The 21,910-nt window shown below is 73.0% G+C and carries 21 protein-coding genes; 10 read left to right on the forward strand and 11 right to left on the reverse strand.

The window, feature by feature from the left end; genetic code table 11:
* The first annotated feature begins 6 nt into the window (after positions 1-6).
* Positions 7-1,605: a GMC family oxidoreductase gene (locus tag ABT057_RS12855; RefSeq protein ID WP_352342760.1), complete on the forward strand. Its 1,599-nt coding sequence runs from the start codon at positions 7-9 to the stop codon at positions 1,603-1,605.
* Positions 1,606-1,610: 5 nt separating this feature from the next.
* On the opposite strand, the gene ABT057_RS12860 is transcribed toward ABT057_RS12855, so the two are convergent.
* From ABT057_RS12860 to manD, 6 genes are read right to left on the reverse strand one after another with little or no spacing between them, the layout of a single operon-like run.
* Positions 1,611-2,249, reverse strand: coding sequence for a bifunctional 4-hydroxy-2-oxoglutarate aldolase/2-dehydro-3-deoxy-phosphogluconate aldolase (locus tag ABT057_RS12860; RefSeq protein ID WP_352342761.1), 639 nt, complete (start codon positions 2,247-2,249; stop codon positions 1,611-1,613).
* A 48-nt stretch (positions 2,250-2,297) separates the two neighbouring features.
* A complete protein-coding gene (locus tag ABT057_RS12865) occupies positions 2,298-3,266 on the reverse strand; it encodes a sugar kinase (RefSeq protein WP_352342762.1) in 969 nt (322 codons plus the stop codon).
* A gap of 11 nt (positions 3,267-3,277) precedes the next feature.
* Positions 3,278-4,312 (reverse strand): L-idonate 5-dehydrogenase, encoded by a 1,035-nt coding sequence (locus tag ABT057_RS12870; RefSeq protein WP_352342764.1) that lies wholly within the window; start codon positions 4,310-4,312, stop codon positions 3,278-3,280.
* On the reverse strand, positions 4,309-5,703 hold the full coding sequence (locus ABT057_RS12875; protein WP_352342765.1) for an MFS transporter: 1,395 nt from the start codon (positions 5,701-5,703) through the stop codon (positions 4,309-4,311). The genes ABT057_RS12870 and ABT057_RS12875 overlap by 4 nt, the downstream gene beginning before the upstream one ends.
* A gap of 27 nt (positions 5,704-5,730) precedes the next feature.
* Entirely contained in the window at positions 5,731-7,020 is a 1,290-nt protein-coding gene (locus ABT057_RS12880) for a mannitol dehydrogenase family protein (RefSeq protein WP_352342767.1), read from the reverse strand.
* A 5-nt stretch (positions 7,021-7,025) separates the two neighbouring features.
* Positions 7,026-8,234, reverse strand: a complete 1,209-nt coding sequence (gene manD / locus ABT057_RS12885; protein WP_352342769.1) for a D-mannonate dehydratase ManD — start codon at positions 8,232-8,234, stop codon at positions 7,026-7,028.
* 116 nt (positions 8,235-8,350) lie between these two features.
* Here manD and ABT057_RS12890 point away from each other — a divergent pair, with 116 nt between their 5' ends.
* Positions 8,351-9,061, forward strand: coding sequence for a GntR family transcriptional regulator (locus ABT057_RS12890; protein ID WP_352342771.1), 711 nt, complete (start codon positions 8,351-8,353; stop codon positions 9,059-9,061).
* A gap of 64 nt (positions 9,062-9,125) precedes the next feature.
* Here the strand turns inward: ABT057_RS12890 and ABT057_RS12895 are convergent, their stop codons facing one another.
* The 3 genes from ABT057_RS12895 to ABT057_RS12905 are packed head-to-tail and all read right to left on the reverse strand — an operon-like array spanning position 9,126 to position 11,563.
* Complete coding sequence (locus tag ABT057_RS12895; RefSeq protein ID WP_352342772.1) at positions 9,126-9,863, reverse strand: alpha/beta hydrolase fold domain-containing protein; 738 nt, start codon at positions 9,861-9,863, stop codon at positions 9,126-9,128.
* A complete protein-coding gene (locus tag ABT057_RS12900) occupies positions 9,853-10,572 on the reverse strand; it encodes an enoyl-CoA hydratase/isomerase family protein (protein ID WP_352342773.1) in 720 nt (239 codons plus the stop codon). Before ABT057_RS12900 ends, ABT057_RS12895 begins: the two co-directional genes overlap by 11 nt.
* A 1-nt stretch (position 10,573) precedes the next feature.
* Complete coding sequence (locus ABT057_RS12905) at positions 10,574-11,563, reverse strand: 2Fe-2S iron-sulfur cluster-binding protein (protein ID WP_352342774.1); 990 nt, start codon at positions 11,561-11,563, stop codon at positions 10,574-10,576.
* 66 nt (positions 11,564-11,629) lie between these two features.
* Between ABT057_RS12905 and ABT057_RS12910 the strand changes: the two genes are divergently transcribed.
* From ABT057_RS12910 to ABT057_RS12940, 7 genes are read left to right on the forward strand one after another with little or no spacing between them, the layout of a single operon-like run.
* Positions 11,630-13,210 carry an AMP-binding protein gene (locus ABT057_RS12910; RefSeq protein ID WP_352342776.1) on the forward strand — a complete coding sequence of 527 codons (1,581 nt, stop codon included), beginning with the start codon at positions 11,630-11,632 and terminating at the stop codon, positions 13,208-13,210.
* Between the two features lie 37 nt (positions 13,211-13,247).
* Positions 13,248-14,426, forward strand: coding sequence for an amidohydrolase family protein (locus ABT057_RS12915; protein WP_352342778.1), 1,179 nt, complete (start codon positions 13,248-13,250; stop codon positions 14,424-14,426).
* Entirely contained in the window at positions 14,423-15,865 is a 1,443-nt protein-coding gene (locus ABT057_RS12920) for a FadD3 family acyl-CoA ligase (protein ID WP_352342779.1), read from the forward strand. Before ABT057_RS12915 ends, ABT057_RS12920 begins: the two co-directional genes overlap by 4 nt.
* Positions 15,862-17,439, forward strand: coding sequence for a methylmalonyl-CoA mutase family protein (locus ABT057_RS12925; RefSeq protein WP_352342780.1), 1,578 nt, complete (start codon positions 15,862-15,864; stop codon positions 17,437-17,439). The genes ABT057_RS12920 and ABT057_RS12925 overlap by 4 nt, the downstream gene beginning before the upstream one ends.
* Positions 17,439-17,843 carry a cobalamin B12-binding domain-containing protein gene (locus tag ABT057_RS12930; RefSeq protein WP_352342782.1) on the forward strand — a complete coding sequence of 135 codons (405 nt, stop codon included), beginning with the start codon at positions 17,439-17,441 and terminating at the stop codon, positions 17,841-17,843. Before ABT057_RS12925 ends, ABT057_RS12930 begins: the two co-directional genes overlap by 1 nt.
* A 1-nt stretch (position 17,844) precedes the next feature.
* The gene (locus tag ABT057_RS12935; RefSeq protein WP_352342783.1) at positions 17,845-18,801 is read left to right on the forward strand and encodes a TIGR03564 family F420-dependent LLM class oxidoreductase; all 957 of its coding nucleotides are present in this window, start codon (positions 17,845-17,847) and stop codon (positions 18,799-18,801) included.
* Positions 18,798-19,835: a CaiB/BaiF CoA transferase family protein gene (locus tag ABT057_RS12940; protein ID WP_352342784.1), complete on the forward strand. Its 1,038-nt coding sequence runs from the start codon at positions 18,798-18,800 to the stop codon at positions 19,833-19,835. The genes ABT057_RS12935 and ABT057_RS12940 overlap by 4 nt, the downstream gene beginning before the upstream one ends.
* On the opposite strand, the gene ABT057_RS12945 is transcribed toward ABT057_RS12940, so the two are convergent.
* Both ABT057_RS12945 and ABT057_RS12950 read right to left on the reverse strand, forming a co-directional pair.
* Positions 19,828-20,400, reverse strand: coding sequence for an SMI1/KNR4 family protein (locus ABT057_RS12945; protein WP_352342786.1), 573 nt, complete (start codon positions 20,398-20,400; stop codon positions 19,828-19,830). The two genes, ABT057_RS12940 and ABT057_RS12945, sit on opposite strands and share 8 nt — an antisense overlap.
* 34 nt (positions 20,401-20,434) lie before the next feature.
* Positions 20,435-21,202: an SDR family NAD(P)-dependent oxidoreductase gene (locus tag ABT057_RS12950; RefSeq protein WP_352342787.1), complete on the reverse strand. Its 768-nt coding sequence runs from the start codon at positions 21,200-21,202 to the stop codon at positions 20,435-20,437.
* Between the two features lie 49 nt (positions 21,203-21,251).
* Here ABT057_RS12950 and ABT057_RS12955 point away from each other — a divergent pair, with 49 nt between their 5' ends.
* Positions 21,252-21,899 (forward strand): TetR/AcrR family transcriptional regulator, encoded by a 648-nt coding sequence (locus ABT057_RS12955; protein ID WP_352342789.1) that lies wholly within the window; start codon positions 21,252-21,254, stop codon positions 21,897-21,899.
* Positions 21,900-21,910 lie beyond the last annotated feature (11 nt).

A 21,910-nucleotide genomic window follows, 5' to 3' on the forward strand; every position in this document is an offset into this window, starting at 1 on the left:
GGTGTCATGTACGACCACGTCGTCGTCGGCGCCGGATCGGCGGGCTGTGTCCTCGCCGACCGGCTCTCGCGCGACCCCGGGGTGCGGGTGCTGCTCGTCGAGGCGGGAGGCCCCGGCCGGCACCCCTACCTGAGGATCCCCAAGGGCGTCGGCAGGCTCTTCGGCGACCCCGCCTACTTCTGGCACCACCGCACCCGCCCGCTGCGGGAGGGCGGCAGGCCCGAGGTGTGGGTGCGCGGCAAGGTGCTGGGCGGGTCCAGCGCCGTCAACGGCATGGTCTACAACCGGGGGAGCCGGGCCGACTGGGACGGCCTCGAAGGGCTCGGCAACCCCGGCTGGGGATGGGGCGCCGTGCTGCCCGCCTTCCGCGCCATCGAGGACAACGCGCTCGGCGCGACCGCCACCCGCGGCTCGGGCGGCCCCCTGCACGTGTCGGGCGTCCGCGACCCCGACCCGCTGTGCGACGAACTCCTCGCCACGGGCGAGCGGTTCGGACTGCGGGCGGTACCCGACGTCAACGAGGAGGACGGCGAGCGCATCGGCTACGCCATGGCCACCATCAAGGCCGGACAGCGCTTCAGCGCCGCCCGCGCCTTCCTCCGCCCGGCGCTCTCGCGGCCCAACCTGACCGTCGCCCGCGACACCACCGCCGTCCGGGTCCTGTTCGACGGGGACAAGGCCGTCGGCGTACGGCTCCGCGGCGCCGACGGGCACGAGGAGGACGTACGGGTACGGCGTGAGGTCGTCCTCAGCCTCGGCAGCCTCGGCACGCCCAAGCTGCTCCAGCTGTCCGGCATCGGCCCCGCCGAAGCGCTCCGGGCGGCCGGGGTCGACGTCCGCCTCGACCGGCCGTCCGTCGGCGGACGGCTGCGCGAACACCGGTGCCTGGCCCTGCGGCTGCGGCTGAACGCCCCCCTCGGGGTGAACCGTCTGCTCGCCACACCTGCCGCCCGGGCCCGCACCGGCGCCGGATATCTCCTCACCCGCAGGGGCCCGCTGGCCAGGCCCGCCTACGACGTGATCGGCTTCCTGAAGACCGGGCCCGGGCTCGAGCGGCCCGACGCCGAGATCCTGCTCGCCCCCTGGTCGCTGGGCGCGCTCGCCCCCGGCAGGCCGGCCGCGGTGGAGCGGGAGCCGGGCGTATCCGCCTGCGCGATGGTGCTGCGGCCCACCTCGGAGGGGTCGCTGACGATCACCTCGGCCGATCCGGACGGTGCGCTGGACATCGACCCCGGGTACTGGCGGTCGGCGCACGACAGGGACGTCGGCGCGGCACTGTTCCGGCGGCTGCGTGAGTTCTTCGCGACCGATCCCATCGCCTCGCACATCCGGCGGGAGACGTTTCCCGGGCCGGGGGTGCGCACCGACGGGGAGATCATCGAGTCGTCGCTCGACGGTGGCTACTGCGGTTTCCACGCCATCGGCACGTGCGCCATGGGCCCCGCGGACGAGGACGTCACGGACGCCCGGCTGAACGTGCGGGGCGTCGACAACCTGCGTGCCGTCGACGCGTCCGTGCTGCCCGCGATGGTGTCCGGGAACCTCAACGGGCCGGTGATGGCCCTCGCCTGGCGGGCGGCGGATCTCGTCCTCGACCGGCACTGACCCGCTCAGGGCCCCTCCGGGCCGTCCAGGGAGTCGACGAAGGCGCGGGCCCGGCGGGTGATCTCCGCCCAGTCCGCGGCGGCCACCACGGAAGGCGCGACGACCTGGGAGCCGGCGCACACCGCACGTGCTCCGGCGCGCAGGAAACCGGCGGCGTTGTCCGCGTCGACGCCTCCGGAAGCCACCAGCGGCACCTCCGGGAACGGGCCCGCCAGATCGCGGAGGTACCCGGGCCCGAAGGCGCGCGCGGGGAAGATCTTCACCGCGTCGGCGCCGAGATCCACCGCCCGGCCGACCTCCGTCGGGGTGAGCGCGCCCAGCACCACCGGCACTCCGGCGGCCGCCGCCGTCTCCGCCACCTCCGGACGGCAGCCGGGGGTGACGAGGTACCCGGCACCCGCGTCGATCAGCTCCCGGGCCTGCGCGGCGGTCATCACCGTGCCCGCGCCCACCCCGGTGCCGTCCTCGGCGACCGCCCGGCGCAGATGCGCGGCGAGGGACGGCGTGGTGCGGGTGAACTCGATCCAGCGGACGCCCCCGGCCCGCAGAGCCGCGCAGAGCGCCGCCGCGTCGGGGATGTGCGGTGCGCGGACGACCGCGATCACTCGGTCCTTCGTCAGCCGGGAGAGGAAGTCGGGGTGCACGGTTCTCCTGATGCGGTGGGGTTCTCGGTGGGGTTCTCGGTGGGGTTCTCAACGGGGTGTCAGGGCGGCCCAGGCGTCCTGGCTCAGGGCGAGGCAGCGGTCGGTCTCCGCGCGCGGCGGCATCACCGGCACGTCGTCCCTCGTGCGCAGCGCTGCGCCGGCCGCCAGGTGGCCCAGACGGAGCCGGGAGCGCTCGTCCCGGCCCTCGAGGACACCGGCCAGATAGCCGGCGGCGAACGCGTCGCCCGCTCCGACCGGTTCGACCACCTCGGTGATCGGCGAGGCCACGAACGTCCGCACTCCGCCGGCGTACGAGGTCGCCCCGTGCTCGGCGTCCTTGACGACCACGACGGGCGCGGGGGCGAGCAGGTCCGCGATGCCGTCCGGGTGGGCGGTGTCCCACAACTCCTCGGCCTCGTCGCGGCCCACGAACACGAGGTCCGCGGCACGGGCGAGCGCGAGCAGGCTGCGGGCGGCGTCGCCGCCGTGCCAGAGCGCGGGGCGGTGGTTCACGTCGAAGGAGACGAGCGGCCGCGGCCCCCGCCGGGCGAGGAGTGTCTCCAGCAGCCGGGCGCAACTGTCGGAGAGGGCCGCGGCGACGCCCGACAGATGCACGATCCTGGCCCCGCGCAGCGCGGGATGCCGGGCCAGGTGCGGTCCCATCGCGGTCGCGGCCGATCCGCCGCGGTAGTAGTGCGTTCGGGTGCCGTCCGGTCCCGGAGCCTTGAAGTAGACCGCGGTCGGACGCTCGGGGTCGGTCTCCACGGCGCTCACGTCCACGCCCCGCGCGGTGAGTTCGGCCAGGATGCGCCGGGCGAACGGATCGTCGCCGAGGCGGCTCAGCCAGGCGGCACGGTGCCCGAGCCCGGCCAGCCCGCAGGCGACGTTGGACTCGGCGCCGCCGATCGCCATGCCGAGCGCGGACTGCTCGGCGAGCGGACGGTCGTCCGACGGACTGAGGACGACCATCGTCTCGCCGACGCACACGACATCGGCGGCACGCGAAGGGACCGACACGAAAGGAACTCCTATGCTTCCGGGGCCAGCCGCAGCATGACCTTGCTGCTCCCGCTCGACGGGTCGGCGGCCACGGCGAGGGCCTCCTCGGCCCGCTCCAGCGGGAAGCGGTGGGTGATCAGCGGACCGATGTCGAGACCGTCCCCGAGGGCGCCCAGCGCCTCGTCGATCTCCTCGACGAACCGGTACGAGCCGATCCAGGTGATCTCCCTGGTCACCAGGTCGCCGAGGACCGCGGGGGCGGCGGTGCCGGGCAGGTTGCCGACCTGGACGACGGTGCCGCCCCGGGCCGCGGCGCGCAGCACCGGTCCGAGCGCGGCCGGGGCGCCGGACGCCTCGAAGACCACGTCCACGTCGTCCGGCAGTCCCGCGCCGGCCGAGAGGTCGCGGGTCTCGTCGGCGCCCATCGCCTTGGCGACGGAGAGGGACGACGCCGCCAGATCGGTGGCGACGACCGTGCCCGCGCCGCGCAGCCGTGCGGCGGCCACGACCAGCGAGCCGATCGGGCCGCAGCCGTTGACGAGGACCGTACGGCCGCGCAGGTCGGGCACCCGGCCCACGGCGTGCAGGGCGACCGCGAACGGCTCGGCGAGCGCGCCCTGTTCGGTGCCGACCCCGGCCGGCAGCGGCCTGAGCTGGGCCGCGGGCACCGTCCGGAACTCGCTGAACCCGCCGTCGGTGTGCGGGTCGAAGGCCGCCGAGCCGAAGTAGCGGACGCGCGGGTGGAGGTTGGTGCGGCCGGCGATCCGCGAGGGCAGGACGCGGTCGCCGACGAGCTCGGCCGGGTGGACGGTCACGGCCTGTCCCTCGCCGAATCCGGTGACCCCGTCGCCCAGTTCGGCGATCCGGCCCGCGACCTCGTGCCCGAGGACCAGGGGATGGGCGAGCGCGGCCGTGCCGGAGGCGCCTCTGCGCCAGTACGCGATGTCGGATCCGCAGATCCCGCCCCACTCCATGGCCAGCAGCACCTCGCCGGGGCCCGGTACCGGCCGGGCCCGTTCGTCGATGCGTACGTCACCGGGGCCGTGCACGACGACCGCCCTCATACGGCGTCCTCCAGCCGGACGAGATCGCGTCCGCGGGTCTCGGGCGCGAGCAGCGCGCTGACGAAGGTGATGAGTGAGTACACGACGAGCATCGCGGCGATGGGCCACCAGCTGTCGGTGGCGGCCGTGAGCGTGGCCGCGAGGACCGGGCCGATCGCGGTGGCGAGGATGCCGCCGATCTCCTTGGCGAGCGCCAGTTGGGTGAACCGGGTGCGGGAGCCGAAGAGTTCCGCCATCGTGACGCTCTCCAGGGAGAACAGACCGAGCACGCCGACGTTCAGACCGACGACCATGCCGAGCATCACGCCGGGGGTCGAACCGGAGGTGATCAGGAGCAGCACCGGGAAGGCGAGCACGACGGTCAGCGCGGTGAGCGCGAGATACAGCGCCCGGCGTCCGAAGCGGTCGCCGAGCAGGCCCACCAGAGGCACGGTGACGAAGCCCAGCAGCGAGCCGTACACGATCGCGTCCGTGGGGACGGACCGGCCGACCGCCAGGTTGGTGGCGATGTAGCCGACGAGGAACGTCTGCACGAGGCCGGAGTTGCCGGCCTGGCCGAAGCGCAGTCCCAGCGCGAGGAAGAACGCCTTGCCCTTGCGCTGCCGGACACCGGCCGCCAGCACACCGCCCTCGGGTTCGCCGGACGCGGCGATCACCGACTCGACCTCGTCCTTGTCCAGCGCCACGCCGTCGACGACGTCGGGGCGCTCCTCGAAGACCGGGCTCTCCTTGAGACCGCGGCGCAGCCAGAACGCGAACAGCATCAGCACGAAGCTCAGCAGGAAGGGCAATCGCCAGCCCCAGGACAGCAGTTGGTCCTCGCTGAGCACGGCGAGCAGCACCGCCCACAGCCCGGAGGCGGCCAGCGTCCCGGAGTTGGTGCCGAGCGACACCAGCGAGGAGACCAGACCGCGCCGCCGGACGGGTGCGTACTCGGCGAGCAGCACGGTCGCGCCGGCGATCTCGGCACCCGCGCCGAAGCCCTGGACCAGCCGCAGCGCGACGAGCAGGACCGGGGCGAGGATGCCGATCGCGCCGTAGGCCGGCAGCGCACCGATGAGGGTGGTGGAGGCGCCCATCAGCAGGATGGTCAGGTAGAGGACCTTCTTGCGGCCGATCCGGTCGCCCATCCGGCCGAAGTAGACGGCCCCGGCGAGCCGGGCGACGTACCCGACGCCGTAGGTGGCCATCGCCGCGATCAGCCCGATGGCCGGGCTGACGTCAGGGAAGAAGATCTTGTTGAAGACGATCGCGGCGGCCAGCGAGTAGAGCTGGAAGTCCATGAACTCCATGGCCGTGCCCAGCCAGCCCGAGACGGCGGCCCGGGCCAGATCGCTGGTGCCGCGTTGCGTGGATGGCGTCTGCTCAGCGGCTACGACGCTGTCCTTCATCGTGAACTCCATTGTTCGAGCGGGTGTTCAGAGCTCGACGCGGCCGGCGCGCAGAGCGGGGAGCCGGTCCGTGACGCCGGCGGTGAGGGCGTCGTCCTCGGCGAGGTCCGCGGCGCCCACCTCGGCGAGCAGGGCGTGCACCGGCTTGCCGGACGTCAACACCCAGGCCGCGAGCGCCAGTTCGAGCATCGGCGTGCGTGTGCCGCGGCCGCGCAGTTCGCGCAGGGCGGGCAGCCAGCGCTCCGGGATCTTCAGTGATCCGTCGGTGCCGATCTGGCGCAGCAGGTGCCGCATCGCGGGATTGCGGAAACGGGCGACGAGATCGTCGGCGTAGGCGACCGGATCGGGGCCGCCCGCGGGGAGCGTGGGCGCGACCTCCGCGCACAGTGCCCGCACCAGTGGCTCGCCCCAGTCGGCCGCCATGGTCTCGGCGATCGTGGTGAGTCTCGCGGCCATGCCGACGTAGGCGAGAGCCGAGTGGGAACCGTTCAGCAGGCGGAGCTTGGTGAGCTGGTACGGCGTCACGCTCGGCACGAACAGCGCGCCGGCCTTCTCCCAGGGCGGACGGGGCGCGGCGAAGGAGTCCTCGAGGACCCACTGCCGGTACGGCTCGGCGGTGACGGGCAGGGCGTCCTCGACTCCGAGGGCGGCGCGGGCCCCGGCCCGGTCGGCGTCGGTCACCGCGGGCACGATCCGGTCCACGACCGTCGCGGGGAAGGCGACGGCCTCGGCCATCCGGCGCAGCACCTCCGCGCGGTCCGGCCAGTCGGACGCCTGGACGAAGTCCTGGACGACCCGGCCCAGCACGGCGCCGTTGTCCGCCATGTTGTCGCAGGACAGGACGCTGATCGGGGGCGCTCCCGCGTGCATCCGGGCGGCGAGTCCGGTGGCCAGCCGCCTGATCACCGGCGTGAACGGCGGGCGTCGGTAACCCTTCTCCGTCACGGTCAGGGTCACCACCGTCACCGAGGGGTCCGCGAGCAGCGCGTCGACCGCCTCGGCGTCCGGCCCCATGGTCAGCGCGCCGACCACCGACCCGACGACCCGGCACCGGTCGCCGTCCGGCCGGCGTTCGGTGAGCGAGTACAGACAGTCCTGCTCCCGCAGGGCGCGTACGGTCGAAGCCGACCGGGGCGCGACCGCCGTGATGCCCCACGGCTCACCGGACAGGGCGGCCGCCTCCTCGGTGTAGACCGCCTGGTGCGCGCGGTGGAAGGCGCCGAGCCCGAAGTGGAGGACGCGGGTGCGCAGTTCGGCCGGATCGACCAGCGGGCGCAGTCCGGGGGCGAGCGCCGGGGCCGTCGTACGACTCAACACGCCGCTCACCAGTCGTGCACCGACCCGTCGAGGCGGCGCGCGACCGGGAGGTAGCGCCGCTGGTAGGGGAAGCGCTCGGCGGCCTTCTCGTCGTATTCGACGCCGAGTCCTGGCTGCTCGCCGGGGTGCAGCATGCCGTCGGCGAGGGTGACGCCGGTCCGGAACACCTCGGCGGTCTCGGCGGGATGGCCCATGTACTCCTGGATGCCGAAGTTCGGCACGGCGATGTCCAGGTGGACGGCGGCGGCCATGCTGACGGGGGAGAGGTCGGTCGCGCCGTGGGAGCCGGTGCGCACCTGGTGGAGCGCGGCGAGGTCGAAGATCCGCCGCAGGTGGGTGATGCCGCCCGCGTGGACCACGGTGGTGCGGACGTAGTCGATGAGCTGGTTGGTGATCAGGTGCTGGACGTCCCAGATCGAGTTCATCACCTCGCCGACGGCGATCGGTGTGGTGGTGTGCTCGCGGATGAGCCGGAACGCCTCCTGGTTCTCGGCCGGGGTGGGGTCCTCCATCCAGAACAGCCGGCAGCCCTCGACGCTCTTGCCGAACCGCGCCGCCTCGATCGGGGTCAGCCGGTGGTGCACGTCGTGCAGCAGATGGAAGCCGAAGCCGAACCGCTCCCGCACGGCCTCCAGGTAGGAGGGCGCGAAGCCGAGGTAGGCCTCGGTGTCCCAGGGCTGCTCGTCCGGGAGGTCGGTCGCGGCCGGCTCGTAGACGGTGCCCTTGCGCACGCCGTACGTCCCCCCGACACCGGGGACGGCGGCCTGTGCCCGTACCGCCTTGTAGCCGAGTTCCAGCCAGCGCTCGACGTCGTCGAGGAGTGACGGCACGTCGGTGCCGCTGGCGTGCGAGTAGACCAGGACGCCGTCCCGGGAGCGGCCGCCGAGGAGCTGGTAGAGGGGCAGGCCGGCCGTCTTGCCCTTGATGTCCCACAGGGCGGTGTCGACGGCTGAGATCGCGGTCATGGTGACCGGCCCGCGCCGCCAGTAGGCGCCCTTGTAGAGGTACTGCCACATGTCCTCGATGCGCGCGGCGTCCCGGCCGATCAGCAGGGGCACGACGTGGTCGCGCAGATAGCTCGCCACGGCCAGCTCGCGGCCGTTGAGGGTGGCGTCGCCCAGGCCGGTGACGCCGTCCGAGGTGGTGATGCGCAGGGTGACGAAGGTGCGCCCGGGGGAGGCGACGAACACCTCCGCGCGCTCGATCTTGGGCACAGCGGCTCCTTGCTCGCGACAGCTCCTCCGCGAGATCGGTCGCGAAGTACTTGTATACAAGCATCTGTCGTGAAGCGTTGCAATACTTGTGCTGCGGTGCCGCGTACGATGTGTGCATGGCTCACACGAACGGGCGGACCAGCCGGCACGCCATCTATCTGAAGCTCCGCCAGATGGTCCTGACCCTCGAGCTGGCCCCGGGGGCGGCCCTCTCGGAGAACGAACTCGCCGCGTCGCTGGGGGTGAGCCGCACACCGGTGCGGGAGAGCCTGATCCTGCTGGGCCAGGAGGGCCTGGTGCAGGTGTTCCCGAAGATCGGGTCGTTCGTGTCCCGGGTCGACCCGGCGCGGGTCGCCGACGCGCAGTTCCTGCGCGAGGCGGTGGAGCTGGCCTCACTGGAGGATCTGCCCGCGCGGCTCGACGACACGGTGGTCGCGGAGCTGCGGGACAACCTGGAACGCCAGCGGCGCGCCGGTCTCGGCCTGGAGGAGTTCTTCGAACTGGACGAGGCCTTCCACCAAGGCCTGATGCGGCTGAGCGGCCACGGCGAGGTCTGGACCACGGTGGCCGCCGCCAAGGGGCACCTGGACCGGGCCCGGCGCCTCGGCCTCCACGAGAACGCCTCCCCGGCCGCGTTCGCCGCCCAGCACCGCGAGATCTTCGACGCGGTCGTCGGCGGCGACACGACACGCGCCCGCACCGCCATGCGCAGCCATCTGCGGGCCGTGTTCGACGACATCGAACGCATCCGTGACCACTCGCCGGAGCTGTTCGCCGTGGACGCCTCCACGGTGCCGGTGCGGCGCAGCGTCGTGGTCTGGGAATGACGACGCCCCCGACCGGCGGTCCGGGGGCGTCGTGCGGAGGGCCCGGGGCCGGCGGGCCGGAGGGTCAGAGTCCGGACGGGCTGTAGCTACCCGACCAGCACCACAGCCGCAGGAACTCCGCCATCGTCCCCACCTGCCGCGTCCCCAGCGCCGACGCGTCCTCGTAGATCCGCAGGTCCACCGCCACCCCCGAGTGCGCCGCCCGCGTCGCGAACGACAGGGCGTCGTCGAGGAGCACCTCCGTGCCGGCCGCGTGCAGCTGGATCGGGGGCAGGCCGTGCAGATTGCCGTGCAGCGGACTGAGGAGGGGGTTCGTGCGCGCGGCGGACCCGGCGTAGGCGGCCGCCCGCACCGGCAGCGACTCCGCGTCGACCGTGCGGTCGGCGGCCGCGTTCAGCAGCAGGCTCGGGGCGTCCAGGGTGAAGTCCAGCAGGGGCGAGGCGAGCACCGCGCAGGTGGGCTGAGTCGCGCCCTCGTCGCGCAGCCGCAGCAGCAGACCGGCGGCCAGCGCCCCGCCAAGCCGCTTGCCGGCCACCGCCACCGCGCCGCCCCGGGCCCGGCAGTGCTCCCAGGCGGCGTACACGTCCTCGAGGGCCTGCGGGAACCGGGGGCGGTAGCGGGCGCAGAGCACCGCGTACCCGGTGGTGCGAGCCAGCTCTCGTGCGGTGGGCAGGGCGTCCTGCGGGGTGCCCGCGAGCCGCGGGTCCCCGTGCAGATAGAGCACCGTCTGCTCCACCGCCGTCCCCACCGGACGGACCTCCAGCCCGAACGGACCTTCCTCGACGCGGACTTCACTTGCCACGGGACATCACCCTCTCGGCCGCTTCCCAGTGCTCGTCGGCCACCCACAGCCGGGCGAAGGCCGCGGCGGCCTCCTCCGGTGTCCTGGTGCGGGTGGTCAGGTTCTTGATCTCACGGGCCTGCGCGGTGGCGAGACTGCGCGCCACCTCCCGCCAGGCGCCCACGAATCCGGCGCGCGGCAGCACGAGGTCGACCAGCCCGAGCCGCTCGGCCTCGGCCGCGTCCAGCACCCGGCCGGTGCCGGCCAGCAGCATCGCCCGCCCCGGACCCACCAGCCGGGCCAGCCGCTCGGCGCCGCCCCAGGCGGGCACGATCGCCAGCCGGGACTGGTTGAAGCCGATCCGGACGTCCTCGGCGGCGATCCGCAGATCGGCGGCGACCGCCACCTCCGCGCCGCCGCCCAGCGCGTGCCCGTTCAGCGCGGCGACGACCGGACCGGGGAAGGCGGCGACACGGTCGCAGACGGCCCGCATCCTGAGCGCCATCTCCGCCGCCTCCGGCTCGGTGCGCAGCCGTGCCAGCTCCTTCAGGTCACCGCCGGACACGAACGCCTTCTCGCCCGCCCCGGTCACCGCGAGCGCGAGCGCGCCCGCGGCGGCGTCCAGGGCCTTCTCCAACTCGGCCATGGTGCCCAGGTCGATGGCGTTGCGGGCCTGCGGCCGGTCGATCGTGACGACGGCGAGCCCGTCCTCCAGCTCCAGCTCAACCATGTCAGTCCTCGTACTCCACCGTCACGTCAGTGGTGCTCGGCTCGGCCTGGCAGGTGAGCACGTGTCCCTCGGCGACTTCGTCGGCGTCGAGGGCGTTGTTCACCCGCATCTTTGCTTCCCCCGCGGTGAGCCGGGCCATGCAGGTGGCGCAGTCGCCGGATTCGCAGGAGAAGGGCGGCGTGAAGCCCGCCCGGCGAGCGCTCTGCAGCAGGGTCTCCCCGGACCGCTGCGGCACGGAACGCCGCTGACCTCGCAGAACGACGGTGACGGTGCCCTCGGCGGGGCGCGCGGCCGGGGCCGGAGCCGTGCCGTTCGACGGCGTGAACCGCTCCACGAAGATCCGCTCCTCGGCGACCCCGTGCGCGGACAGTGTCTCCTCGACCAGCGCCATGAACGGCTCCGGCCCGCAGAGATAGAAGTCCGCCGGTCCGCCGGCCAGCTCCAGGACGCTCGCCGCATCCACCAGACCGTCCCGGTCGTCGAGGTGGTGGTGCAGCCGGAGCCGTCCGGGGCGGCCGGCCGCGAGGGCGTCCAGCTCGCCGCTGAAGATCGCGTCGGCAGCGCTGCGGTGGGCGGTCAGCAGCCGGACGGGTCGCCCGGTCGTGGCGAGAGCGCTCTTGACCAGGGAGAACACCGGTGTGATCCCGCTGCCCCCGGCGTAGGCGACGAGCGGGCGCCCGCCCGCGTCCTCGCGGAGGCAGAAGGAGCCGCTCGGCCGGGTGGCCTCCAGGACGTCCCCGGGGCGCAGTTGCTCGTGCATCCAGCCCGACACCAGCCCGCCCGGCACCCGCTTGACGGTCACGCGCAGCTCGCCGTCGGTGTCGGGGCAGCTCGACATCGAGTAGCTGCGCAGTGTGCCCCGTACCCGGAACGTCATGAACTGCCCCGCCCGGTAGGGGAATTCCGTATCGAGGGTGAACGTGCGCACATCCGGCGTCTCGTCGACGATCCGGGTGATCCGCACCGGATGGAAGCCGTGGTCGCGTGACATGTATGGAAGTTACCTTCTCGCTGTGCGAGAGTGCAATTCTCGTGCTTAGAGGAGGCGATCTCTGTCATGCCGACGTTTCCTTCCGGCGCCCTGCGGTCGGTGCCGTCCGGGCTCGTCAAGCGCTATGAGGCCGAGGGGTGGTGGACGCGGGAGACCCTCGGAGACCTGCTGACGCGGGGGCTCGCCGCGGCGGGGGACACGGAGTTCCGCGTCCACTCCGAGGTGCGGCCCTTCTCCGGCACGTTCGCCCAGGTCGAGCGGGTGGCCCGGCGGCTCGCCGCCGGGCTGCGGGTGCGCGGCGTCGGCGCCGGCGACGTGGTGGCGATGCAACTGCCCAACTGGATGGAGGCGGCGGCCGTCTTCTGGGCCTCGGCCTTCCTGGGCGCGGTGGTCGTCCCGGTCGTGCACTTCTACGGCCCGAAGGAGATCCGCCACATCGTCGAGGCCACCCGCCCCAAGGCCTTCTTCGCCGCCGAACGCTTCGGTCGCCTCACGTTCCGGCCCGAACTGTGCGCCTCGGTCCCCGTCGTGGGCGTGGTCGGACGCGACTTCGACGATCTGCTCGCCGCCGAACCGCTGGCCGGCACCCTCCCTGTGGACCCGGACGCACCCGCGCTGATCGCCTTCACCTCCGGCACCACCCGCGACCCCAAGGGCGTGATCCACAGCCATCGCACCCTCGGCTTCGAGACCCGTCAGCTGGCCGCGAGCTACCCGCCGGACCGCGGCCGCCAGTTCACGGTCGCGCCCGTCGGCCACTTCATCGGCATGGTCAACGCCTTCCTCATCCCCGTCCTCGACGCCACCCCGGTCAACCTGGGCGACACCTGGAACCCGGCGCGGGCGCTCGCGCTGATGAAGGGCGAGGGGCTGACCGTCGGCGGCGGGGCGACGTACTACATGACGAGCCTGCTCGACCACTCGGACTGCACCCCCGAGCACATCGCCCACCTGCGGTATGCCGGCCTGGGCGGGGCCTCCGTGGCCTCCGCCGTGACGACCCGTCTGGAGTCCCTGGGCATCCGGGTGTTCAGGGCGTACGGTTCCACCGAGCATCCCTCCGTGACCTGCACCCCGTACGACGGACCGGCGGTCAAACGCCTGCACACCGACGGACTCCCGCTGCCCGGAGTGGAGTTGAGGATCGCCGAGGACGGCGAGATCCTCACCCGGGGGCCCGACCTCTGCCTCGGCTACACCGACCCCGCCCTCACCGCCGCCGCCTTCGACGCGGACGGCTGGTACCGCACCGGAGACATCGGTGTCCTCGACTCGGACCGCTGGCTGTCGATCACCGACCGCAAGGCGGACGTCGTCATCCGCGGCGGCGAGAACATCAGCGCGCTGGAGGTCGAGGAGGTGCTGCTCGGCCTGCCCGGGGTCGCGGAGGCCGCGGTGGTCGCCGCCCCGGACCCGCGACTCGGGGAGCGGGTCGCGGCCGTGCTGCGGATGCTCCCCGGCTGGTCGCCGCCCCTTCTCGCCGAGCTGCGGCTGCACTTCGAACGGGCCGGTCTGGCCCGTCAGAAGTGGCCCGAGGAGGTGCACGCGGTGGACGACCTCCCGCGTACCCCCAGCGGCAAGGTCAAGAAGTTCGTGCTCCGCGACCGCATCGCCGACGGTGTCGGCATTGCCACTCCCCTCAAGTGAGAATACGATTCTCGCGATTGGTGAAGGAGGATCTTTCATGCCCTCTCGCGACGTCGCGTATGCGCTGTTCGACGCGGACAACCACCTCTACGAGACGCAGGAAGCGCTCACCAGGTACCTCCCCGAGGAGTACGACGGGGCGATCGAGTACGTGAACGTCCGCGGCCGCACGAAGATCGCGATCCGCGGGCAGATCAGCGAGTACATCCCGAACCCCACCTTCGACGTGGTCGCCCGCCCCGGCGCCATGGAGGAGTACTTCAAGGTGGGCAACCCGACCGGAAAGACCCGCCGGGAGATCTTCGGCGAACCGATGCGCTCGATCCCGGCCTTCCGCGAACCGGCCCCGCGTCTCGCGCTGATGGACGAACTCGGCATCCGGCGCAGCCTGATGTTCCCCACCCTCGCGAGCCTCATCGAGGAGCGGATGAAGGACGACCCGGAGCTGATCCACGCGGTCGTCCACGCCCTCAACCAGTGGCTCCACGAGACCTGGGGCTTCGCCTTCAAGGACCGCATCTTCACCGTCCCCGTGATCACCCTGCCGATCGTGGAGAAGGCGGTCGCCGAGCTGAACTGGGTGGTGGAGCGCGGCGCCCGCGCGATCCTGATCCGCCCGGCGCCCGTTCCCGGCTTCGGCGGCACCCGCTCCTTCGCCCTCCCCGAGTTCGACCCGTTCTGGAAGCGGGTGGTGGAGACCGGCGTGCTCGTCGCCTTCCACTCCTCCGACTCCGGCTACGCGAGATACGCGAACGACTGGGAGGGCAACCGGCGCGAGTTCCTCCCCTTCAAGCCCAACGCGTTCCGGCAGGTCAACGAGTGGCGGCCGATCGAGGACGCGGTCACCTCGCTGATCTGCCACGGCGCGCTCTCCCGCTTCCCCGAGCTGAAGGTCGCCGTCATCGAGAACGGCGCCTCCTGGGTGGAGCCGGTGCTCGGCCGCCTGGCCGACGTGTACAAGAAGATGCCGCACGAGTTCCGGGAGGACCCCGTGCAGGTCTTCAGGCGGAACATCCACATCAGCCCGTTCTGGGAGGAGGACATGGCCGCCCTCGGCGACCTCATCGGCATCGAGCGCGTCCTGTTCGGCTCCGACTACCCCCACCCCGAGGGCCTCGCCGACCCCGTCACCTACGTGGACCACCTGGTGAAGCTGTCCGAGGAGGACAAGGCGAAGGTCATGGGCGGCAACCTGGCCCGGCTGATCGACGGATGACCACGACCGTGCGCTGGCAGAGCATCCCCGAGCTGGTGCGCGACGCCGGTGAGCGGTTCGGCGCCGCCGAGGCCGTCGTCGACGGCGACGTCCGCCTCACCTTCACCGAGCTGGCCGACCGGGTCCGGCGCACCGCGGGGGCGTTCGCCGCGGCGGGCGTCGGCCCCGGTGACCGGGTAGCGCTGTGGGCGCCCAACTCGGCCGAGTGGATCGTCGCCGCCTTCGGCCTGCTCACGGCCGGCGGGGTCCTCGTGCCGGTCAACACCCGGTTCAGGGACGAGGAGGCCCACGACATCGTCGTCCGCAGCGGCGCGAAGCTGCTGCTCGTCCGGAACGGCTTCCTGGATCGGGAGTTCACCGGCCCGCCCGGGATCCCCGTGATCGACCTGCACGAGGACGGGTTCCTCGGCTCGGGCGACCCTCTGGAGCGAAGGGTCGGTCCGGACGACCTGGCCGACATCATCTTCACCTCCGGTACGACCGGCCGCCCCAAGGGTGTGATGACCACCCACGGCCAGACCCTGCGGCTCTACGCGGAGTGGTGCGACCTCGCCCGACTCCGCGCCGGGGACCGCTATCTGATCGTCAACCCGTTCTTCCACATCTTCGGCTACAAGGCGGGGCTCGTCGCCTCCCTGATCCGCGGCGCGACCGTGCTGCCGCTGGCGGTGTTCGACGTCGGGCGGGTGCTGGAGCTGGTGGAGAAGGAACGGGTGACGGTCCTGCCGGGGCCGCCCACTCTGTACCACTCCCTCCTCGAGGCGGCTGGCGGACGGGACCTCTCCTCGCTGCGGGTCGCGGTGACCGGCTCCGCCGACATCCCCGTCGAACTGGTCCGCCGGATCACCACCGAACTGCCCTTCCGCCACCTCATGACCGGGTACGGCCTCACCGAGGCCGGCACCGTCACCGCCTCCCGCCCCGGCGACCCCCACGAGGCCGTCGCCACCACCGTCGGCCGCCCCTGCGAGGGCTTCGAGATCCGGGTCGCGGACGACAAAGAGGTCCTCGTGAAGGGGTACGGCGTGATGCGCGGCTACCTCGACGACCCCGCCGCCACCGCCGAGGCGATCGACGCCGACGGCTGGCTGCACACCGGCGACCTGGGCGAACTGGACGACGAGGGCCGTCTCAGGATCGTCGGCCGCAAGAAGGACATGTTCGTCGTCGGCGGCTTCAACGCCTACCCGGCCGAGATCGAGGGCTTTCTGCTGAGGCACCCCGCGGTCGCCCGGGCCGCCGTGATCGGCGTGCCCGACGAGCGGCTGGGGCAGGTCGGCAAGGCCTTCGTGGTGGCGCGCGGCGCGGTCACCGAGGCCGAGCTGATCGCCTGGGCGAAGGAGCGCATGGCCGGCTTCAAGGTGCCCCGGCGGATCGAGTTCCGCGCCGAACTGCCGCTGAACGCCACCGGCAAGGTGATGAAGGACCAGCTGTCATGACCGACGACCCCCGCACCGCCTCAGGCATCCCGCTCAAGCCGGTCTACGGCCCCGCCGACCGCCGCTCCGAACCCCCCGGCCCCGGCGACTTCCCCTTCACGCGCGGCAACTACCCCACCGGCTACCGAGGCCGCACCTGGACCCTGCGCCAGTACTCCGGCTTCGGCACCCCGGAGGAGTCCAACCGCCGCTACCGCTACCTCCTCGACCAGGGCGGCACCGGCCTGTCGGTCGCGCTCGACCTGCCCACCCAGTGCGGCTACGACTCCGACGACCCCGAGTACGCCGACGAGGTCGGCCGCGTCGGCGTCGCCGTCGACACCCTCGCGGACGCCGAGATCCTCTTCGACGCCATCCCGCTGGACCGCGTCAGCACCAGCTTCACCATCAACGGCACGGCGGCGATCCTGCTCGCCCTCCACGTCGCCGCCGCCGGGAAACGCGGCATCCCGCGCGCGAAGCTCACCGGCACCATCCAGAACGACATCCTGAAGGAGTACGCCTCCCGGGGCACCTGGATCTGGCCGCCCGAGCCCTCGCTGCGCCTCATCGCCGACACCATCGAGTTCTGCGCCGCCGAGGTGCCCCGCTTCAACGCGATCTCCGTCGCCGGCGCCCACTTCCGTGACGCGGGCGCCACCGCGGTACAGGAGATGGCCTTCACGCTCGCCGACGGCGTGACGTACTGCGAGACCGTCCTCGAACGCGGACGCATGACGATCGACGAGTTCGCGCCGCAGATCTCCTTCTTCTTCTACACCCACGGCGAGTTCTTCGAGGAGATCGCCAAGTACCGTGCGGGGCGCAGGCGTTGGGCGACCATTGTCCGGGAGCGGTTCGGCGCGAGGACCGACAAGGCGTGCATGTTCCGGTTCGGCTGCGTGGCGGGCGGCGCCTCGCTGTACGCGCCGCAGGCCCGCAACAACACCGTCCGCGTCGCCTACGAGGCCCTCGCCTCCGTGCTCGGCGGGGTGCAGTCGATGTTCACCGCCGCCTGGGACGAGCCGTTCGCGCTGCCCAGCGAGGAGTCCGCCACGCTCGCCCTGCGCACCCAGCAGATCCTCGCCCACGAGACGGGCGTGACCAAGGTCGCCGACCCGCTCGGCGGCTCGTACTTCGTCGAGGCGCTCACCGACGCCACCGAGGAGCGCGTCGAGCGGGTCATGGCCGACCTGGAGGCGCACGGCGGCATGGTCCGCTGCATCGAGGACGGCTATCTGCAGACCCTGATCGCCGACGAGGCCTGGCGGCTGCACCAGGCCGTCGCCTCGGGGGAGCGGCCGGTCGTGGGCGTCAACCGGTTCACGGCCGACGAGCCGCCGCCCGGCCTCGCCGCCTACGAACTGGACGCCGAGGGCCGCGAACGGCAGCTGAAGCGGCTCGCGCGGGTGAAGGCGGAACGCAGCGCGGCCGAAGTGCGCATGCGCCTGGCGGCGTTGCAGCGCGCCGCCGAAGGAGACGTCAACCTGATGGAGCCCCTGATCGACTGCGCCGACTCCTACTGCACGGTGGGGGAGATGGCGGGCGCGCTGCGCGAGGTGTGGGGCGAGTTCCGGCAACCGGTGGTGTTCTGATGCCCGTTCGCGTCCTCGTCGCCAAGCCCGGTCTCGACGGCCACGACCGCGGGGCCAAACTCGTCGCCCGCGGGCTGCGCGACGCCGGGTTCGAGGTCGTCTTCACCGGCATCCGGCGCCGGGTCGACGACATCGCCGCCACCGCCGTACAGGAGGACGTGGCGCTGGTCGGGCTGTCGATCCTGTCCGGTGCGCATCTGGCCCTGACCCGGCGCACCGTCGAGGCGCTGCGGGCGGCCGGCGCCGACGACATCCCGGTGGTGGTCGGCGGCACCATCCCGGCGGGGGACGTACCGAGGCTGCGGGAGGCCGGGGCCGCCGCCGTGTACCCGACCGGAACACCGCTCGACGCCATCGTCGCGGACATCCGCGCGCTCACCGCAGGACCGGGAGGACTGGAGTGACATGCGAGTCGGAGTGATGAGCGGCCCCGAGCGGGGCGACGCCGCGCACAAGGCGGCGCGGATGGCCGACGACGCCCGCTGGGCCGAGGAGGCGGGCTTCGACACGGTGTGGGTGCCGCAGGTGCCGACCGACTTCGACGCGCTGACCGCCGTCTCCCTGATGGGGCAGGCCACTTCGCGGATCGAACTCGGCACGGCGGTCGTCCCCGTGCACGCCCAGCACCCGATCGCCCTGGCCCGCCAGGCCCTGTCGGCGCACGCGGCGGCGGGCGGCCGGCTCGCGCTGGGCGTCGGCGCCTCGCACCACTGGATCGTGCGCGACATGCTGGGCCTCCCGTACGAGAAGCCGGCCGCGTACACCCGTGCGTATCTGGAGGTGCTCGACAAGGCGGTGAGCGGCGCGGGTTCGGTGGACGTGGAGAACGAGTTCTTCCGGGTGCACAACCCGCTGGGCATCGCCCCCGTCGCACCTCTCCCGGTGCTGATGGCGGCGCTCGGCCCGGTGATGCTGAGGATCGCGGGGGAGCGGAGCGACGGCACGGTGCTGTGGATGGCGGACGAGCGGGCCGTCGCCGGCCATGTGGTCCCGACGATCACGAAGGCGGCCGAGGCGGCGGGCCGGCCGGCCCCGCGCGTCGTCGCCGGCATCCCCGTCTGTCTCTGCGCGCCCCACGAGGCGGACGCGGCGCGCGAGCGCGCCAACCGGATCCTCGGCGAGGCCGAGATCTCGCCCAACTACCGCCGACTGCTGGAGTACGGCGACGCGCGCGACGTCGGCGACCTGTGCGCGGCGGGCGACGAGACGGCCATAGAGGCCCGCTTCCGGCGGTTCGCGGACGCCGGGGTGACGGACCTGTCGGTCCGGCTGCTCCCGATCGGCACCGGCCGGGACGAACTGGTCGCCTCCAAACTCCGCACCCGGGACGCCGTGGCGGCGATCGCGGCGGCGCTGCGATGACCGGTCCGCTGGCCGGTCTGCGGATCCTGGAGGTCGGCCACATCCTCGCGGGCCCGTACGCCACCATGCTGCTGGCCGACCTCGGCGCCCGGGTCACCAAGGTCGAACCACCCGGCGGCGACCTCTCCCGCCAGGTCTCGGACGCCTACTTCGCCAGCCTCAACCGGGGCAAGCGCTCGGTGCGCGTGGATCTGGCGACGGCGAAGGGCCAGGAACACCTCCACGAGCTGGTCCGGGACGCGGACGCCCTGCTGGTCAACCTCAAGCCCTCCGCGATCCACCGTTTCGGCCTCACCTACGAGGCCCTGCGCCCCGTCAACGAACGGCTGGTCTGCGTGGCCCTCACCGGCTGGGGCATGACGGCGGGCGACGACCCGGCCTTCGACTACGTCGTCCAGGCGGCCACCGGCATCGCCGCGCTGACCGGCGATCCGGACGGCCCGCCGCTCCTGCCCGGCTACTCCTCCGCGGACAACTCGGCTGGTTTCGCCGGGGCGTTGGCCCTGCTGGCGATGGTGATGTCGGGTCGCGGCGGCCAGATCGAGGTGTCCCTGCGGGACGTCATGCTCTCCCAGCTCAACTACCATGCCGCCGCCTGGCTCGAGGAGGGCAGGGCGCCCCGCCGCCTCGGCGGCGCCCACGCCTACTACGTCCCCGCCCAGCTCTTCCCCACCGCCGAAGGCCATCTGGCCCTCTTCATCACCCACGACACCTTCTGGCACGCCTTCGCGACCGAGGCCGGCATCGAGGGCCACGCCACGATGGCCGAGCGCGCGGCCCGCCGCGACGAGGTCGTGGCCGCCGTGACCAAGGCGCTCGCGGCGGACACGGCGACCGGCTGGGAGACCCGCCTGCGCCCCCTGCGGGTCCCTGCGGCCGCCGTGCGCACCCTCCCGGAGGCGCTGGCGGCGGCCCCGGACGCGGTGGTGCGGGCGGGACCCCACCGCCTGGTGGGCAGCCCCTTCCGCATCCCCGGCCACGAGCCGCACTACGGCCCGCCCCCACGCCTGGGGGAGCACGGCGATCTCACCTGAACACGGCCACCCCGGTGCCCAGTTCGGGCAGCGCCCAGGCCTCCAGCGTGCCGGACGCCCACTCCGCCACGAACTGGACCGCGCCACCGTGGTAGTTCCGCCACACGAGGTCGCGGGAGGCCACGGTGACGGGCCAGGAGTCCGGCCCGGGGCCCGCCGTCGTCCACAGGAAGACGTCACCGGAGTGCGAACTCGCCCACGGCAGCAGCCCGCCGGGCGCCGGATGCGGGCGCAGGCCGGTCGGCAGCTCCTCCTCCGGCCGGTCCCGCACGACGGCCAGTTCGTCGTCGACGCCGCTCAGCCAGGCGAGTTCGTGCCCGGGCCGGGGCAGCGAGAGGTGCAGGAAGTCCCCGACCGCGAAGGTCGGGTAGAGCTCGGCGAGCAACCGGAAGTCGGCCGGTAGAGGGGTGCCGAGAGCGGCCTCGATCATGGACCAGTCCGGTGCCGCCGGAGTGCTCCGCCGGTGCTCCGCCAGGCCGGGGACGGCCGCTTCGAGTGCGGTCACGGCTCGCGCGGGGGCCGTGATCCGGTGCGCGGGGTGCTGTGTGCCGATGGGTTCGTCCACTCCGGTCACGATGCCAGACGGACGGGAGGCGCCTCTACGGCATCCCGCCGTCCACCCGCAGGGTCGCCCCGGTCGTGTACGAGGACGCGTCGGAGAGGAGGTACAAGGCCGCGCCCACCACCTCCTCCGGGGCGCCGATGCGTTGCAGGGCGTGCGGGCGGACGCCCTGGGCGAGTTGCTCCGGGTCGTCCTGCCAGGCACGGGTGGCCCAGGTCGCGAACGGGCCGCACATCAGGGTGTTGACGCGGACCGTCGGGCCGAGGGCGTGGGCGAGGCCCTCCGTCAGCGCGTTGAGGCCCGCCTTCGCCGCCGCGTACGGCACGATCGCCGGGCGGGGGCGGACCGAGCCCGTCGAGCTGACGTTGAGGACGGCGCCTTTGCCGGCCTGCGCCATCCGGGCGCCGGCGAGGACCGACAGGCGGAACGGGCCCTTGAGGTTGAGGTCCAGCACCGCGTCGAACATCCTCTCCGTGACGGCGGTGAGGTCCTCGTAGACCGGGGACATCCCCGCGTTGTTGACCAGCGCGTCCAGCCGGCCGAAACGGTCGTACACCGCGTCCACCAGGCCGGGCAGCTCGTCCCAGCGGCCCACGTGGACGGCGTACGGCAGCGCCGCGCGGCCCGTCTCCTTCGCGATCTCCTCGCTCACGGCCGCGCAGACCTCGTACTTGCGGCTGGCGACCACCACGTCCGCGCCGCAGCGGGCCGCGCCGAGCGCCATCGCCCGCCCCAGCCCCCGGCTCCCCCCGGTGACCACCACGACCCGGTCGGTGAGGTCGAACAGCTCGTCCGCGTATCCCATCGCGCCGCCTCCTGGAGCGTTCTCCCGGATGAGAGTATCGTTCTCAGTTATGCAGAATAGCATTCTGAGGCCCTGTCATCGAGGGGCGGGGGAGGCCGAAGCGCTCCTGGACGCCGGGCTCGCGCTGATGGTCGCGAGCGGGGGACGCCGGCCGCGGGTCGCCGACATCGTCACCGCCGCGGGGTCGTCCAACGACGCCTTCTACCGCTGCTTCGGCAGCAAGGACGCCCTGGTCGAGGCCGTCGTCGAGCGGGGTGCGCGGACGGTGGTCGGGTATGTGCGCCACCGGATCGCCCGCGCGGCCGGTGACGGGCCCGAGGCCCAGTTGCGGGCCGGGCTCGCCGCCGTCGTCCGGCAGGCCTCCGACGCCGAACTTGCCCGGCGGACCAGGGCGGTCCTCGCCAACGCCACCGGTCAGGCGCCGCCGTACGCAGGGCATCTCGGCGTCGCTCTCGTCGACGCGCTCGCCGCTCTCTTCGCCCGGCCCGCCGCCGAGCTGGGGGCGGCGGATCCGCTGCGCGCCGCACGGGCCACGGCCGGCGCGGTCGTCGCCTCGCTGCAGTACTGGCTGTTCACCGAGGAGGTGCCGGGGCCGGCCGAGGTCGAGCACCTGCTCGGCTTCCTGCTCGCCGGGGTGCGGGCGCCCGGTCCTCGTGCCGGACGCCGGGTGCTGGACGCGAGAATGCCGTTCTGCTAATTTCAGAATGC

The sequence above is a fragment of the Streptomyces sp. NPDC002588 genome, assembly GCF_040295925.1.
GTDB lineage: Bacteria > Actinomycetota > Actinomycetes > Streptomycetales > Streptomycetaceae > Streptomyces.

Excerpts from the sequence above, each read along its gene's own strand:
- ABT057_RS12855 (WP_352342760.1), top strand. The coding sequence starts at position 7 with ATGTACGACCACGTCGTCGTCGGCGCCGGATCGGCGGGCTGTGTCCTC.
- ABT057_RS12870 (WP_352342764.1), bottom strand. The coding sequence starts at position 4,312 with ATGAGGGCGGTCGTCGTGCACGGCCCCGGTGACGTACGCATCGACGAA.
- ABT057_RS12875 (WP_352342765.1), bottom strand. The coding sequence starts at position 5,703 with ATGAAGGACAGCGTCGTAGCCGCTGAGCAGACGCCATCCACGCAACGC.
- ABT057_RS12890 (WP_352342771.1), top strand. The coding sequence starts at position 8,351 with ATGGCTCACACGAACGGGCGGACCAGCCGGCACGCCATCTATCTGAAG.
- ABT057_RS12900 (WP_352342773.1), bottom strand. The coding sequence starts at position 10,572 with ATGGTTGAGCTGGAGCTGGAGGACGGGCTCGCCGTCGTCACGATCGAC.
- ABT057_RS12905 (WP_352342774.1), bottom strand. The coding sequence starts at position 11,563 with ATGTCACGCGACCACGGCTTCCATCCGGTGCGGATCACCCGGATCGTC.
- ABT057_RS12910 (WP_352342776.1), top strand. The coding sequence starts at position 11,630 with ATGCCGACGTTTCCTTCCGGCGCCCTGCGGTCGGTGCCGTCCGGGCTC.
- ABT057_RS12915 (WP_352342778.1), top strand. The coding sequence starts at position 13,248 with ATGCCCTCTCGCGACGTCGCGTATGCGCTGTTCGACGCGGACAACCAC.
- ABT057_RS12920 (WP_352342779.1), top strand. The coding sequence starts at position 14,423 with ATGACCACGACCGTGCGCTGGCAGAGCATCCCCGAGCTGGTGCGCGAC.
- ABT057_RS12925 (WP_352342780.1), top strand. The coding sequence starts at position 15,862 with ATGACCGACGACCCCCGCACCGCCTCAGGCATCCCGCTCAAGCCGGTC.
- ABT057_RS12930 (WP_352342782.1), top strand. The coding sequence starts at position 17,439 with ATGCCCGTTCGCGTCCTCGTCGCCAAGCCCGGTCTCGACGGCCACGAC.
- ABT057_RS12935 (WP_352342783.1), top strand. The coding sequence starts at position 17,845 with ATGCGAGTCGGAGTGATGAGCGGCCCCGAGCGGGGCGACGCCGCGCAC.
- ABT057_RS12940 (WP_352342784.1), top strand. The coding sequence starts at position 18,798 with ATGACCGGTCCGCTGGCCGGTCTGCGGATCCTGGAGGTCGGCCACATC.
- ABT057_RS12950 (WP_352342787.1), bottom strand. The coding sequence starts at position 21,202 with ATGGGATACGCGGACGAGCTGTTCGACCTCACCGACCGGGTCGTGGTG.
- ABT057_RS12955 (WP_352342789.1), top strand. The coding sequence starts at position 21,252 with ATGCAGAATAGCATTCTGAGGCCCTGTCATCGAGGGGCGGGGGAGGCC.